Source organism: Lysobacter rhizosphaerae (assembly GCF_054779795.1).
On the sequence record NZ_BAAGXO010000010.1, the window covers coordinates 1 to 13,942 of the forward strand.

Below are 13,942 nucleotides of genomic sequence, written 5' to 3' on the forward strand. Positions count from 1 at the left end.
TCCTCCTGCGCGTCTAACGCCTGAATTAAGCCGAGCCGCGAAGCGGCTTCGGCTTGAATGAATTGTTAGACCGCTGGCCGTTAGCCGCAACCATCTTGTCCCTCGAAACCATCGGCAGCGTGGACCCAGACGGTCTTGCCATTTGCCAAGCGAACTTGAGCCCACCATTCGGACTTCAACTCTCGGGAGAGAGTACCCCAACAATACTTTTGGTCAGTGCACCGCTCGCCACCGGTTCCGCCGTAGGGGCTGAACCCTAAGTCCTCCGTGAACCTTTCGCCGTTGTACCAGACCGAGAACGCGCCCTCTCCGTAGTAGGTGTAAACCATGAGCTTGTCGCCGGGCTTGTATGGCGGGTGGCTGCGGCTAACAACAAAGGGCTGGCCAACGGTGCGGACGTACCCAGTTGACGCCGTTACCTCTGCACCTGGTGGGATAGTAAGCGTTGCACGCTTTGCGCTTGGGGAGGCAAATGCGGGGGTGGCTTTGGTGGCCGTCCAGCGGCCGTATTGACAGCACTCGAAGGGGCACGCGCCCTCATCTATGAACACCTTGGGCGGCTGTTCCTGTGCAGCGACACCAGCGGCAAATGAGAAAAATAGGATTGAAGCTGCAATTGATCGAATCATCTCAGTCACGTCCCTGATGAGTTGTGCAGCTGTCTAACGCCTGAATTAAGCCGAGCCGCGAAGCGGCTTCGGCTTGAATGAATTGTTAGGCGTTACCCGTTGAACTGGTTTACGCATGCTGGCTTGACTGACCTGGTGTCGGAGATTGGCTTGAGGACCCCTGCCTCCTCACGCATCACCGAGACATGGCACATTGACTCGGTCTGGTCGAAGGCCACCAGGTAGCTGCCGCCAGCCTCGGGCACAAATGTTTGGGTGAGCGTGCAGGTTTCAGTATCCGTAAAGCCCATGGCACCGGCTTGGTATGCGAATGTGACCACCGCCGCCTGACCTGCAGGCATAACGCGGCTCACGCCCGAATGCGGGTCGCCCTTTCCCTGTACTGCGGTTGTCGTGAACGTCGCCAGCCTCGTCCCGTTGGGACTTGGCTGGCAGCTTTCAGAGGCGAAGTTCTGGACTAGCACCCACGCGCCCGTGCGGATGCCGGACGCTGCAAACGTAACGGTCGCGGTGGCACCAGAGGTGGGCGGTGAATAGTGCGTAGCACAGCCCGCCAGCAGGACCAGGCCAATCGCTAGTACAGCCTTTTTCATCATTCCCCCTGAATTGTTGGTGTAACGCCTAACGCCTGAATTAAGCCGAGCCGCGAAGCGGCTTCGGCTTGAATGAATTGTTAGGCGGCAAGCCGTTAATGCGCAACGACCTGATCGCCGGTGTCTGGCGGAAATGTGTGCACGACGATAACGATCCCATCGAGTAGCGCCTGCTCAAAGTACTCAAGCCCACTCTCCGTGTCTGTCAGGTCGTCGCGCGTTACCCAATTAACGTCGTCGATAGCGTCGAATTGCCATCCGGCCTCTCGGACCTCGACTGTCGCGACTGCAATTGCGTCAGTCTCAGTCTTGGAGGTTGTGTACACATTGATATAAGCACCGCCAAACTCGAAGAACCTTTCGGACCCAGGGAGTGGTGACGCTTCAACTGTGACAACGTAAATGCCGTCCATGCCGCCTAACGCCTGAATTAAGCCGAGCCGCGAAGCGGCTTCGGCTTGAATGAATTGTTAGGCGCCTGCAGTAGGCCGCACGAACGCTCGCGCGATCCACATTGCAGCACCTGAAAGAAGAGCGCAAATTGCCAGAAAAATGGCGAGTGCGATGCCAACAATGGGCGGCTGATATAGGAGCCATGTAACAAGAAACTCGAGCCCGCTCAGAAGGAAGCACGCTGCCGCCAGGACATACCCCGCCTTGCGCCGCAGAGCCATAAGTGCCGCCGAGACAAGAAATCCAGCGCCGATAGCGCGAACAAGAATGTTATCCACCGTGAAGAATGGACTGCCTTCTGACGCCCCCAAGACGAGGTCAAGCACACCAACGCACATTGTGATTAGAAGAACAACTGCAAGGACGAGCCAGTGATACCAACGTGGGCTGTGCACTTTTGTCTCCTGCGCCTAACGCCTGAACTAAGCCGAGCCGCGAAGCGGCTTCGGCTTGAATGAATTGTTAGGGCTCACCTGCATGCGCTAAGCGCCCCGGTCTATGTCGATGATGTGGCGTGGCTGGAACCAGAGCTCCATGCCGGCTTGAATAGCGTCCGTGCAGTACGGGTCATTGTCTAGTGCGCCCAGATACCAATCGTCATGCCGGGCCTTAACGAGAACCCACATGCGCTCCCCGTGGTCCACGAGCTCGCCAGAATCATTCGGCGCCCGAATGTAGAAGCGGATCTTGACGAGGGATCCTGGCTCAAGGGACTGACGCTCGGCGAGCGGCGGAATCCAGAATGTTTCCGGGCTCTCCTGGTGAGCCACCTCGCCGTCATCTATCAGCCAGCCGTCGGCCTCTATCGATGTCAGGTGCGGATTGGTCACTAGTGAGCCCTAACGCCTGAATTAAGCCGAGCCGCGAAGCGGCTTCGGCTTGAATGAATTGTTAGCGCCCAGCCTTTGAGCGCCAGTACTCGAGGGCTGATCGTCTTGCGCCGATCTTAACGGGGTCACACCAGACTAGGTATCTGCGGTTCAAGTAATAGAGACCGTACGCCGGGATTGCGGTTAGAACCAGAAGCAGCCAAGGGTATGAGGAGACGATCGTCTGAAACGCGGGAATTTTTACTAGTTGCCAAGTGGTTATAGGCGCTACTAGCAGCGATGCAAGCAAGAAGAAGAATGAAAAGACCAAATATCGATAGGTCCAACGAGTAACAAGCTTTGGGCTATCGATTGACTCAGTAGACAGCTTCCACCTGGAGATGTGCCGCATGGCGATAAGGCCAGCGCAGCCGGAGATGAGAATGTGGCCTACAACGAACTCACCAAAGCTCATGGGCGCTAACGCCTGAATTAAGCCGAGCCGCGAAGCGGCTTCGGCTTGAATGAATTGTTAGATTGCGCCGCCATAACGCTTGGCGCGCCAACTCTTGACCTGCAGAACTATCAAAACCGTAAGTGAGCAGAGAGGCCACCAGGCTGCGCCAGCAATCCACAGGCCGAGGTCGGTAGGGATGGGCCAGCCGTCCGGCGAGCCCTGAAGGGTCGCGTAGCCTTGATCCTCAAGCACCTCCAGGCCTACTACCGTTGGGAAGTAAAGCAGCATTCCAAGCGGAGGCAGCAGTCGGACGGTAAGCCACAAAAGGGCAAGCAGTATGCCGCCGCTGGGCAATGAGATGAGTGCTTGACGAGCGATTGCCTTCATAGCGCGATCGAACGCCTGAATTAAGCCGAGCCGCGAAGCGGCTTCGGCTTGAATGAATTGTTAGGCCCCACGCCGAGATCTTTCTTGAAGCGGTAGCTAGTAGCCTCATACCCGACAGACTCGTAGAAGCCGTGGGCCCGCTCCAAGCGAAAGTTGCTGGTGACCTCAACCAAGCCACAGCCGCGCGATGCTAGAAGCGCCTCAGCAGCGGTTACAAGGACGCGACCGATACCCAAACCACGATTGTCCTGTGCCACGACAAGTGCGGAAATCCTGCCGACCGGCATCGGTCGGTGCAGTACCGGCATGACATTAGTTGTAATGACTCCCGCGATGCGCCCCTCAAGGGTGGCAACCAACGCCATGTCCTCTGCTGCGCCGAGGCGATCCAAGACCTCATGCGGCGAGCACGGGAAGCCTAACTCACCAAAGAGCTCAGACAACGCAACTGAGTCCCCTGGCTCGGCGGGTCTTACTTTTGGCAGCGAATCAGGTTCCATAGGGGCCTAACGCCTGAATTAAGCCGAGCCGCGAAGCGGCTTCGGCTTGAATGAATTGTTAGGCCTCACGCGACCACCTGTCACGCTCGGCCGGACTCGCCGCTGGCCCCCAGCCGTGCTCATCTGGATGATGCAGCGTAATGGCTCTGGCTAACACCGCGTCGGGGCTCAGTCCGGAGCGGCTAGCTGCCTCCGAGAGGTACTTGGCCACGATTAGCGGGCTCCAGGCGGCATACAACTGAGTAGCCGTGACCTCGCGGGCAGCGGTCAGTAGCTCACCTAGACCCTGCACTGAGTCGAGCGGGATAGGAAGCGGGTCGCCGAGGCCTGTGATCCGCAGACGTTCTACCTGTGCATCCCATGCGACTACAGACTCTGCAGTGACTGCGTCCTCCAGGTGTTGGCAGAACGCCTCTATGTCTGGATGGGAAATTTCACGGACGCTGCAAAAGTGACGCACGCATTGAGCGGCAGACCAGGATGCTGCTCTTACGGACGGCTGGGGCTTTTCCATGAGGCCTAACGCCTGAATTAAGCCGAGCCGCGAAGCGGCTTCGGCTTGAATGAATTGTTAGGCCACATGCCGAGGTGCCTCCAATGCGAGCATTTGTCTGCTGGGTCGATGTACTGCCCTCGCCAATCACCAATAAGAGGATCCCAAGCCCGCTCACCCATCAAAATGTGTCCGTCGATAAGCGAGAAAGTGACTGAGTAGTACTCGTTTGTGGCGCGGCGAGGGTCGTACTTACCGCTATCGAAGGTTAGTGATACGTAAGCCGGCAGGCTGCCGCGCGTGTGGTACCAAGAGCCGCTCGCTTGGAGTTCTGTGACGCCTCTTAGCTTGGCCAGGATGCACTGATTGAGCGAGACGTTGAAGCGTGGCGATTCAAGCGAGACTCGTGTCAGTGTCGTGGGGTTTCCGACGGCGCGAGAGATGGTGACCCGAACGGGGCCGTACTTGGCAGGAAGGTCGCCCAAAGTGCCATCTGCTTTGATCGGCAAGATGCGATCTTGGTGGGCCAAGGCCACGCCTGCTAAAAACCAGAGCATCAAGATCGCAGCAAATTTTCTCATGCGGCCTAACGCCTGAATTAAGCCGAGCCGCGAAGCGGCTTCGGCTTGAACGAATTGTTAGCCCTCTGGCCCGCTGACCTTGGGCATTGATTGCCAATAGGCGCCGAGAACGGAAAGGGGCTTGTCTGACGTGATGCGCACGGATCTTATGACAGTTCCCTCCGGGGCTTCAGCATTGCCAGCACTTGAACGGACAGTTCCGCGCTAGATGAAATGGCGCCATGCAAGTCCCAGGCTTGCCCAGCACTGCTAAGGTGATACTCCTGCCCGCTATCGGCAGTGAGCGTGGCTGAGATATTTGCCCCTTGTAGTAGGGACTCAAAGTCTTGATCCATTTGCGCCTGCGGCGCGGTCGGATAGTGCGTTTTCAAGACAACGCAGGCATTCGACATGCCTAGTGCCTTCATTTGCTCTTTGCTGGTAAAGGTCCGTCCTTGGGAGTCGAGATCAAACGGCCGCGAAGTAAGGGCGACTGTCTCCCATCCAGCGAAGCCCATCGCTGCTGTGTCCAGACGATCGCAGCCGGCTACCAGCATAAGAGGCAAAAGAATTAGTTGTCGCATCACTGTCCTCAGAGGGCTAACGCCTGAATTAAGCCGAACCGCGAAGCGGTTTCGGCTTGAATGAATTGTTAGGTGTGCTCGCTGCGGGCTGGGAGCACGGGGCCTTTCTGCGCGGACGTGTGTCGCAAACCTTTACTCCCTTAAAGTAGCTTACCCATTGATCCATTGCGGCCACGTCAGGAGCGCCATGCCATTGTCTAAAAAGGAAGTAACTTGAGTCCCTGCCAGAAAGAAACAACCACAAAGCCGTAGTTGATGAACCATCGGGTTGAGCGCACTCCCCGATCCACAACGAACGGTCGTAGCCATTCAACTTTGAATCCTCAAGAACTCGACCGCTGAAGCTAGCGCAAGACTCCCGGCCGCCCTTGAAATTGATCTCCCTAAAGCGAGTTGGCGGGTACCCGCCGCCGCCACGCATAATCACCGTTCGTGCGCGATCGGCACTCTCTTTCTTTCTCCAGTCAACAATCTCATTTCGGCCCTCAGTAGACTGCGTGGCAAGCCACACACCATCGGGCAACGGAAGTGGTTGCAGAAGATTTTCCCCGTCATGGAGTTGACCGGCAGCCCGGAAAGACAAGGACAAGGCCAAACATGCGGTTGTGATTAGCAGTACTGGAATCCTCATTGCACACCTAACGCCTGAATTAAGCCGAGCCGCGAAGCGGCTTCGGCTTGAATGAATTGTTAGCCATCGCCTACTGAAGCATGCGGTGACTATGGAAGAACTTTACGACACGGTAGAACGCCGGCGCAGACTTAGCCTTGCCGCCGAGCGGCAAGTAGATGGCGGAGATAGCACAGGATGCCATGGCCGCTATCAGAAGCGCCGGGAACACGAACACCGCAGAGAGCAGCGACCAGCCAGTCATCATTGACTCAGTAACAAATAGCAGGCCTTCCCGGTATGAGACTAAGTGGCTGGAGCACTGGCGATTCGAGAGCCACAGAAGCAAAGCGGTGAGAAGCGCTCCCGAAGCGGATGCGCCCCAGGCCAAGGAACTTCCGGAGCGCCACGGGGCCAGCAACAGGAAAGGCGCAGCTAGAAGCAGCCCGACGAATACGCCGAGATAGAGGTTGGGGAAGAGCCCGAACTGAGGACGATCGCTCATGCGATGGCTAACGCCTGAATTAAGCCGAGCCGCGAAGCGGCTTCGGCTTGAATGAATTGTTAGATTTCCAGCCGAGAAAATAGGCTGCAGGAATGAAGTAGAACGCCATCCAATGGCCGGAGAATCCTCGTGCCTCATTCACTTTGAAGGAGGAATACTCGGCAGCAGAAATCTCGCGGATGACCCGCCCGTGATCAAGCAATAGATATTTGCCGTCGCGGATTGCGGGGGAACCGCCATCGGTGCCTGCAATGAACAATGCGAAATTGATAGTTGCGTAAACGAATATGACGATGCCCAGAACAACGACCCAGCGAGGAAGACCTGCTGATATCTGTGATAAGGAGGGAGGGCGGCCGCCAAAGTCCCTGCTGGCGAAGAGAACGAACGGAGTAAAAACAGCAAATATGCCGAAGTGTAGGAGCCACACGCCAGGAAGCTGGGCTTTAACATTGACGCCAAAGAGTGCCGCAGCGTGCACAAGCGACGACGCCACGAAGCCCATGGATGCGACGGTGCCGATTAGTGGTCGGATGTAATTCATCATGGAAATCTAACGCCTGAATTAAGCCGAGCCGCGAAGCGGCTTCGGCTTGAATGAATTGTTAGGCCGCGCCATAGGAGCCCGCAAGATGCAAATGGATGAACCAAAGTATTGGCACTGTCCAAAGGGCGAAGGCCACGATGAGAACGGCAAGATGAGAAGAGGTAAGGCCGGAAGCCAGTAGCGGCCGCAGCCGAATCCGATATACGGCAACGGAAAAGCTGACTAACGATGCGATGAGCAGCAGATCGGCGACAAGCAGATTGGTCTTGCACAGGGTCAGCAAAATGCCTGCGGCGCCAATGTAGCCGCCAACCATGCGGAGCAGTGCCTTAGGCGCTGACGTTGCCACCCTTTCAGGCGGAGGTGAGGCCTCCGGCACATAGCGCTGGCGGGCGCGATCAAAGAGCCAGGCGCAGAGAAACATGCAAGCGAAGCCGGTTGCAAGGTACAAGAGTGGTTGATCAACTGAAGTCATTGGTGCGCGGCCTAACGCCTGAATTAAGCCGAGCCGCGAAGCGGCTTCGGCTTGAATGAATTGTTAGGGCCCACACCGAGGCCCCTCAATGACCAGCTCATATTTGCCGAGCGCAGACATAACCGCTGCAAGTGCGTTCTCGTTCGTTGGCGTGACCAAGCTTGATGTCATCGAAGCTGACGGGCTCAAAGTAAGTGCCGAACAACGCCAGAGAGCAATCGCTCAGGCCGAACAGCGAATCTCACAGGCCGTTACGGACTTGGCACATTCGTGACATGCGTCATGGTCGCAGGACCGTTCCTGCTATTTTCCAGTTTGTATTGCTGCCACCGGACTCGGCATCAGGCGACCACTTAGGAGGACGCGGGCATTGCGCGTCACAGCCGGCACCCGCGGATGTCCGCTAACGGCCAGAAGCGGACATCCGTGCGGGCTTTATTCGAGCCAGGCTGATTCATCCTCCGAGGCATCACGTCCGTGCAAGTCGCTCACGCAGGAATTCGATGAAACGCTGTGTCTTTGCAGGCAGCAGGCGGGTTTCGGTCATGGCGTAGACGGGCATCGGCCTGCCTTGCCAGCTGGGCATGATCCGCCGCAGCTTTCGGCTGGCCAGCTCATCGGCGACGATTTCTTCCGGCATCAGCACGATGCCCTGATCGAGCGTCGCCAGGCGTCGGATCATGCCGACGCTGTTGAGCGCGAACCGACTGCCTATCGTTACCGTGGCGGTCTTCTTGCCGTCGTGCAATATCCACGAACCGGTCTTCCCGATGTTGAAACACTCATGCCGTTCTAGATCAGCTGGCTTGCGCGGTTCGCCAGATCGTTCAAGGAGCCGGGCGAGGCATAGAGGTTGGGGGTGAGAGAGGCGAGCACACGTGCGATCAGTTGCGAGTCCTCCGATTCGCCCATGCGAATCGCCACATCAAAAGGTTCGCTGACCAGATCGACCCGGCGCGGCGTCAGGTCGAAGTCGAAGGTAATGCCCGGATAGAGTGCGGCAAACTCGGCGATCAGCGGCGCTAGGTAGGTCACGGCGAAGTCCACTGGCAGCGACGCACGCAGCACGCCACTAGGCTGGGCGAGCATCTCGCCGAGTTGCTCGTGCGCCAGTCGGGCCTCATCGACGATGCGCTTGCTTCGCTCGAAATAGATCTGGCCAGCCTCCGTCAGTTCGATCTTGCGCGTCGTGCGGTGAAGCAGGCGCAGGCCAATCGCCTTCTCCAGCGCATTGATCCGCCGAGACAAGGTCGAGTTAGGGATGCCCAGCGCGTCAGCGGCCGCGCGAAACCCCCTGGCTTTGACGACCTCCACGAACAAGGCCATGTCATTCAGCAACTCCATTGACTGCTCCATCTGTGCATCAATGTTCTTCAAAATACCATGTTTATCCCGCCAGTGAGGCGGAGCATGATGCCTCCATTGAACTTGGAGCACTCATCATGAAGCGAGACGACAGCGTGAATTGGCATCGCCGGGGTGCATTCGCCGGCGATTTCGAAGGCAAGCAGATCGCCATCATCGGTGGCACCGGTGGAATCGGCCGCGCCTTGAGCCGCCATCTGGCCGCGCTCGGCGCACGCGTCATCGTCGTGGGGCAAACCTTCCGCGATGCCGGCACGTCCGGGATCACATTCATTCAGGCCGACCTGAGCCTGATGCGCGAAGCGCAACGCGTTGCCGCGGAGCTGCCGGCGGAGACGCTGGACGTCGTGATCTTCACCATCGGCATCTTTGCAGCGCCGCAGCGCCAGGAAACCGCCGAGGGTATCGAGCGCGATCTGGCCGTCAGTTACTTGAACCGGCTTGTCATCCTGCGCGCCATCGCGCCGAAGCTGGGCACGAAGCGCCCCAAGTCGCCGATGAAGCCGCGCGTGTTCCTCATGGGTTATCCCGGCAGCGGCCAGATCGGCACGCCGGACGACCTCAATGCGGAGAAGTCTTACAAGGCGATGCCGGCGCACATGAACACTGTTGCCGGCAACGAGATTCTTGTGATCGACGCGGCCAAGCGCTATGCCCACGCCACGTTCTTCGGCCTGAACCCCGGTCTCATCAAGACCAACATCCGCGACAACTTCTTCGGCAAGGACTCGCTGAAGTCGCGCCTGATGGAAACACTGATCGGCTGGTTCACACCTACGGCCGACGCCTACGCCGAGCGGATCACACCATTGCTGCTCACGCCGGAGCTGGAGAGCCATAGCGGCGCGATGTTCAACAACAAGGGCCAAGCCATCCTTCCGTCGGCGGGGCTGAGCAATGAACACATACGCAAGTTCATGGGCGCATCAGAGGCATTGGTAGCCCATGCCGGCATCCAGGGCACCGCCTCGTAATCGAGCCGTCGTCCCTCTCCCCTCATTCGGAGTATTCCACCTTGAGCAAACTGTTCGATCCCGTCCGCGTCGGTCGCTATTCCCTACCTAACCGCCTAGTCATGGCGCCGATGACCCGTTCACGCGCACAGTTCGATGGCACGCCGGGCGAACTGGCCGCCACCTACTACGCGCAGCGTGCAAGCGTTGGGCTGATCGTCTCCGAAGGGACGCAACCGTCCGAGGATGGCCAAGGCTACCTGACCACGCCGGGCATCTATACCGACGCGCATGTAGCGGGCTGGAAGCAGGTCACTGATGCCGTTCACGCCAAGGGCGGCCACTTCTTCATCCAGCTAATGCACGCAGGGCGCATGTCCCATCCGGACAACACTGCGCACCATCGCCAAGGCGTCGCGCCGTCGGCAATCGCGCCTGGCTCGGGGATGTTCACGGCGAAGGGTATGCAGGACATTCCGGTGCCGCGCGCCCTTACTACCGAGGAAGTGCGTCAGACCGTCCAGGACTTTCGTTACGCGGCGCGTCGCGCGATCGAGGCCGGCGTCGATGGCGTAGGCATCCACGGCGCGAACGCGTACCTGATCCAGCAGTTCTTCGCCCCCAGCGCCAATACCCGCACGGATGAGTACGGAGGCACGATCGAGAATCGCGCCCGCTTCGCCATCGAGGTCGCTACCGCCATCGCCGAAGAGATTGGCGCGGATCGCACCGCCATCCGCCTGTCTCCGGGCACCTCGATGTGGGGCATTGATGAAGGCGCCCAAGGGCCGGATCTGTACCGTTACCTGGTCGCCGAACTCGACAAGCTGGGGTTGTCCTACCTGCATGTCATGCACCAGGGCAACGAGCCGCTGTTGGCCGACATCCGCAAGCTGTGGAAGGGCGCGCTGGTCTTGAACCGCCCGGGACGCCCACGCGAGCAGGTCGGCGCCGACGTAGCTTCCGGTCTGGCCGACTTGGAAGCGTACGGTCAGATGGTGTTGGCGAACCCTGATTTCGTCGAGCGGCTGAAGACCGGTGCGCCCATGAATGACGCGCGACGTGACAGCTACTTCGGCGGCGATGAGCAGGGCTACACCGACTATCCGACTTTGAAGCAATAGACACCTGAGGTACGCCTCACGCCCCCCGTGGCAGCGCCAAGTTCATGCTGTTTCGCGGGCGCGCCGCGCCCCCCACCGCACCTCGATCCAAGGAGGCCACATCATGGCTTTCGTACGTTTCAATGCTGAGAACGCGGCCCTGCTGCTGATCGACCACCAGGTCGGCACGATGAGCTGGGTGAAATCCATCCCCTTCGAGGAGATGAAGCGCAATGCGCTGATGCTTGCCAAGACCGCCAAGATCCTAAAGCTGCCGGTCGTGCTGACTTCCAGCATGGAAGGGCATGCGCAGGGGCCGTTGCTGAGCGAGCTGGAAAGCATCCTGCCAACCGAGTTCGCCGCCCGCATCAAGCGCATCGGGATCGTTAACGCAATGGAAGACGAGAGCTTCGTTGCGGCCGTCAAGGCGACCAAGCGCAAGAAGATCATCATTGCCGGTGTCACCAATGACGTTTGCACGGTCTTCCCGGCGCTCACCCTGGCGCAGGACGGTTATGACGTGCAGGTCATCGCCGATGCCGGCGGCTCGCCAAGCAAGATGGGCGACGAAATGTCTCTGCGCCGCATGGAAAGCCATGGCGTTACGTTGTCCAGCACAAACCAGGTGATCGCGGAACTGGCCGGCGACTGGGCCACCCCAGAAGGCGGCCAGATCGTGCAGGAAGTTGTCACGCCAGCCCTACAGTGATTCTGCTCCAGTACGCGGGTTGACCGATCCCCGACAAGGGTGCCAAGAACTGAAAGGGAGACCAATGATGGTCAAATCAGACCAACGCCCAGTCGCCGTAGTTGCCGGGGTCGGCCCTGGAAATGGACTTGCACTGGCCAAGCGCTTTGCCAAGGCGGGATATGCGGTGGCCCTGCTGGCACGCGATGCGTCCAGGGTCGACTCCATCGCTGTCGACATTGACCATGCACGGACCTACTCGTGCGACGTCGGCGACTCGACATCCGTTCGCGACACCTTCACCGCGATCCGCCAGGAAATGGGCGAGGTCGATGCGCTGCTCTACAACGCCGGATCGGGAGTGTTCGGCGATATCGACTCGATCAGTCCGGACCAGTTCGAGACGGCCTGGCGGGTCAATGCCTATGGCGCGCTGCTATGTTCGAAGGAGGTCATCCCGGCAATGAAGGCGCGGGGACATGGCGCCATTGTTTTTATCGGGGCTACTGCGTCCTTGCGTGGCAATACGATGACGGCAGCCTTTGCTCCTGCAAAGGCTGCTCAGCGCAGTCTGGCGCAATCGATGGCCCGATCTCTTTGGCCCAAAGGCATCCATGTCGCGTTGGTGATCGTCGACGGCATGGTCGAGAAGCCGGGGATCGAGGCTCATGTTGGCGACAGGCCGCTCGAGGCCCTGATCGACCCGGCGGCACTTGCTAATACGGTGTACGAGCTAACAGAGCAGGATCCGCGCGGTTGGAGTTTCGAGGTCGAGGTCAGGCCGGCGCTGGAGAAATGGTGAACCGGACCGCGATCTGCGGAAGTGTTGTCGAGAACAGGCATCCGACCGGGCTAGTAGGGACGGCGTTGAATGTCCGCTTTGGGTCGAAAGCGGACACAAGGAACGCATAAACGAGTTATGGGTTAAAGATGTGCTTGTCGCCACGGCCTGTGCCTGCAATTCGCCTGGTTTTGGAGGGCCCAGGCAACTCTCGTCATCCGCATCTAGGGTGGGTGACCTGTCTACGAACTGGCTTGCCAACCGCGGGGATACCAGCCGGGATACCGCTACAAAATCACATTCGCAATAAACAATGGAATCATAGGCTTATTTTCCATATTAGATTCCCTCCCCGGCCACCATTAAAAACATCAAGCCCCGCAATGGCTCACGCCAGTGCGGGGCTTTTCGTTTTCTGTGACCTCTAGCTGGCGGGACCTACTGATGCGCGTGAGCTTCGGCGTGCGTCAACGCGATGCGGTTTGCTCCGTCAGGATGTCGAACGCGCCGTTGCTTGTTCCTTCAGAACCGCCGGACGGGAAGACGGACGTAGATGGATCTACGTCCGCCCGATCTACGAGAGTCCACATTCCGTGAGGTACCACGCGGGCAGCGCGTGCGCGGCGCCCTGCCCGCTGGGCCGTCTGCGGTCAGCGCTTAAGCCAGCCGACCAGCTCAGGGTCGAGCAGCTTGGCGACGAGCTTCTCGTCCGGGAGGTTCGCAAACTCTTCCGGATCGGTCGCCATCACGACGCCCGTGTTTTTGAACTCCTTCGCGATCTCCTCGACGAACTCGAATTTCTCGTGCTCGCAGGCGCCGATGAACAGGAAGTAGACCTGATCGCCACGAGTTTCCGAGGCCCGCAGGACCTCGCGTGTACGGCGCTTGTCACCGTGGTAGTTGCCCGGATCGTTTTCGCCGTCAGTGACGAACAGCACGATGGAACGCTTCTTCGGACGCGGGCTCTCGACCTCCGCCTTGCGCTCGGCCGTCATGCCAAACACGCGTTCCCAGAAGCGTGGTTGCTTCACCGGGTCGCGACCGGGCGGATAAGGCATCCAGCCCAGCACGCGCAAGCCCTCCTCGAGCGGGTAGCTATAGGTGGTACCGCCCTTCCAGCCGGTCACCTGGTCGACCACATGGTCAACGATGTAGTTGCGTGCGTTGCTTTCGTCGATGGTGCCGAGATGGCGCACCGAGCGCTCGCCACCGCTGAAGGTGATGAGGTCGAACTTTCCATCCGGGTCCAGCACCTTGGCGAGCGGCACGAAGCGCTCCAGCAGGATGCTGGTCGTGCCTTCCTCGTGCTCGTGTTCGAAAGAGGCCGATACATCCATCACGACGATGAGCTCGGCCTTGATGCCAGGCGCGACGCCGGCCTTGTCGAGGGAGAGGCGGAAGGCGGCTGTCGACTTGTGGAGATCGAGCGCGAGTCGTTGAGACATGGATA

At 59.0% G+C, this 13,942-nt stretch carries 14 protein-coding genes and 1 pseudogene; 4 read left to right on the forward strand and 11 right to left on the reverse strand.

The features are described from left to right. Nucleotides 1–721: 721 nt before the first annotated feature. The 10 genes and pseudogenes from ACYVGE_RS13585 to ACYVGE_RS13630 form a co-directional block, all read right to left on the reverse strand. Nucleotides 722–1,222 (reverse strand): hypothetical protein, encoded by a 501-nt coding sequence (locus tag ACYVGE_RS13585; protein WP_460730670.1) that lies wholly within the window; start codon nucleotides 1,220–1,222, stop codon nucleotides 722–724. Nucleotides 1,223–1,317: 95 nt separating this feature from the next. After that, nucleotides 1,318–1,635 (reverse strand): hypothetical protein, encoded by a 318-nt coding sequence (locus ACYVGE_RS13590; RefSeq protein ID WP_460730671.1) that lies wholly within the window; start codon nucleotides 1,633–1,635, stop codon nucleotides 1,318–1,320. Nucleotides 1,636–2,157: 522 nt separating this feature from the next. Further along, nucleotides 2,158–2,505: a hypothetical protein gene (locus ACYVGE_RS13595; RefSeq protein ID WP_460730672.1), complete on the reverse strand. Its 348-nt coding sequence runs from the start codon at nucleotides 2,503–2,505 to the stop codon at nucleotides 2,158–2,160. Nucleotides 2,506–3,016: 511 nt separating this feature from the next. After that, nucleotides 3,017–3,328 carry a hypothetical protein gene (locus tag ACYVGE_RS13600; protein WP_460730673.1) on the reverse strand — a complete coding sequence of 104 codons (312 nt, stop codon included), beginning with the start codon at nucleotides 3,326–3,328 and terminating at the stop codon, nucleotides 3,017–3,019. A 20-nt stretch (nucleotides 3,329–3,348) separates the two neighbouring features. Next, nucleotides 3,349–3,828 (reverse strand): GNAT family N-acetyltransferase, encoded by a 480-nt coding sequence (locus ACYVGE_RS13605; RefSeq protein ID WP_460730674.1) that lies wholly within the window; start codon nucleotides 3,826–3,828, stop codon nucleotides 3,349–3,351. A 531-nt stretch (nucleotides 3,829–4,359) separates the two neighbouring features. Then, entirely contained in the window at nucleotides 4,360–4,902 is a 543-nt protein-coding gene (locus tag ACYVGE_RS13610) for a hypothetical protein (RefSeq protein WP_460730675.1), read from the reverse strand. Between the two features lie 1,264 nt (nucleotides 4,903–6,166). Then, nucleotides 6,167–6,580 (reverse strand): hypothetical protein, encoded by a 414-nt coding sequence (locus ACYVGE_RS13615; protein WP_460730676.1) that lies wholly within the window; start codon nucleotides 6,578–6,580, stop codon nucleotides 6,167–6,169. A gap of 19 nt (nucleotides 6,581–6,599) precedes the next feature. After that, nucleotides 6,600–7,124 (reverse strand): hypothetical protein, encoded by a 525-nt coding sequence (locus ACYVGE_RS13620; RefSeq protein WP_460730677.1) that lies wholly within the window; start codon nucleotides 7,122–7,124, stop codon nucleotides 6,600–6,602. 61 nt (nucleotides 7,125–7,185) lie between these two features. Next, nucleotides 7,186–7,602 (reverse strand): hypothetical protein, encoded by a 417-nt coding sequence (locus ACYVGE_RS13625; protein ID WP_460730678.1) that lies wholly within the window; start codon nucleotides 7,600–7,602, stop codon nucleotides 7,186–7,188. A 469-nt stretch (nucleotides 7,603–8,071) separates the two neighbouring features. Next, nucleotides 8,072–8,958, reverse strand: a pseudogene (locus tag ACYVGE_RS13630) (LysR family transcriptional regulator). On the opposite strand from ACYVGE_RS13630, the gene ACYVGE_RS13635 reads away from it, so the two are divergent. The 4 genes from ACYVGE_RS13635 (at nucleotide 8,946) to ACYVGE_RS13650 (ending at nucleotide 12,513) form a co-directional block, all read left to right on the forward strand. After that, nucleotides 8,946–9,941, forward strand: coding sequence for an SDR family NAD(P)-dependent oxidoreductase (locus tag ACYVGE_RS13635; RefSeq protein ID WP_460730679.1), 996 nt, complete (start codon nucleotides 8,946–8,948; stop codon nucleotides 9,939–9,941). The pseudogene ACYVGE_RS13630 and the gene ACYVGE_RS13635 overlap by 13 nt on opposite strands. A gap of 41 nt (nucleotides 9,942–9,982) precedes the next feature. Then, nucleotides 9,983–11,044, forward strand: coding sequence for an alkene reductase (locus tag ACYVGE_RS13640; protein WP_460730680.1), 1,062 nt, complete (start codon nucleotides 9,983–9,985; stop codon nucleotides 11,042–11,044). Nucleotides 11,045–11,147: 103 nt separating this feature from the next. Next, complete coding sequence (locus ACYVGE_RS13645; protein ID WP_460730681.1) at nucleotides 11,148–11,732, forward strand: isochorismatase family protein; 585 nt, start codon at nucleotides 11,148–11,150, stop codon at nucleotides 11,730–11,732. A gap of 67 nt (nucleotides 11,733–11,799) precedes the next feature. Continuing rightward, a complete protein-coding gene (locus ACYVGE_RS13650) occupies nucleotides 11,800–12,513 on the forward strand; it encodes an SDR family NAD(P)-dependent oxidoreductase (RefSeq protein WP_460730682.1) in 714 nt (237 codons plus the stop codon). A gap of 629 nt (nucleotides 12,514–13,142) precedes the next feature. Here the strand turns inward: ACYVGE_RS13650 and ACYVGE_RS13655 are convergent. After that, nucleotides 13,143–13,937 carry a VWA domain-containing protein gene (locus tag ACYVGE_RS13655; RefSeq protein WP_460730683.1) on the reverse strand — a complete coding sequence of 265 codons (795 nt, stop codon included), beginning with the start codon at nucleotides 13,935–13,937 and terminating at the stop codon, nucleotides 13,143–13,145. Nucleotides 13,938–13,942 lie beyond the last annotated feature (5 nt).

Excerpts from the sequence above, each read along its gene's own strand:
- ACYVGE_RS13585 (WP_460730670.1), bottom strand. The coding sequence starts at position 1,222 with ATGAAAAAGGCTGTACTAGCGATTGGCCTGGTCCTGCTGGCGGGCTGT.
- ACYVGE_RS13590 (WP_460730671.1), bottom strand. The coding sequence starts at position 1,635 with ATGGACGGCATTTACGTTGTCACAGTTGAAGCGTCACCACTCCCTGGG.
- ACYVGE_RS13600 (WP_460730673.1), bottom strand. The coding sequence starts at position 3,328 with ATGAAGGCAATCGCTCGTCAAGCACTCATCTCATTGCCCAGCGGCGGC.
- ACYVGE_RS13605 (WP_460730674.1), bottom strand. The coding sequence starts at position 3,828 with ATGGAACCTGATTCGCTGCCAAAAGTAAGACCCGCCGAGCCAGGGGAC.
- ACYVGE_RS13610 (WP_460730675.1), bottom strand. The coding sequence starts at position 4,902 with ATGAGAAAATTTGCTGCGATCTTGATGCTCTGGTTTTTAGCAGGCGTG.
- ACYVGE_RS13615 (WP_460730676.1), bottom strand. The coding sequence starts at position 6,580 with ATGAGCGATCGTCCTCAGTTCGGGCTCTTCCCCAACCTCTATCTCGGC.
- ACYVGE_RS13620 (WP_460730677.1), bottom strand. The coding sequence starts at position 7,124 with ATGAATTACATCCGACCACTAATCGGCACCGTCGCATCCATGGGCTTC.
- ACYVGE_RS13625 (WP_460730678.1), bottom strand. The coding sequence starts at position 7,602 with ATGACTTCAGTTGATCAACCACTCTTGTACCTTGCAACCGGCTTCGCT.
- ACYVGE_RS13645 (WP_460730681.1), top strand. The coding sequence starts at position 11,148 with ATGGCTTTCGTACGTTTCAATGCTGAGAACGCGGCCCTGCTGCTGATC.
- ACYVGE_RS13650 (WP_460730682.1), top strand. The coding sequence starts at position 11,800 with ATGGTCAAATCAGACCAACGCCCAGTCGCCGTAGTTGCCGGGGTCGGC.
- ACYVGE_RS13655 (WP_460730683.1), bottom strand. The coding sequence starts at position 13,937 with ATGTCTCAACGACTCGCGCTCGATCTCCACAAGTCGACAGCCGCCTTC.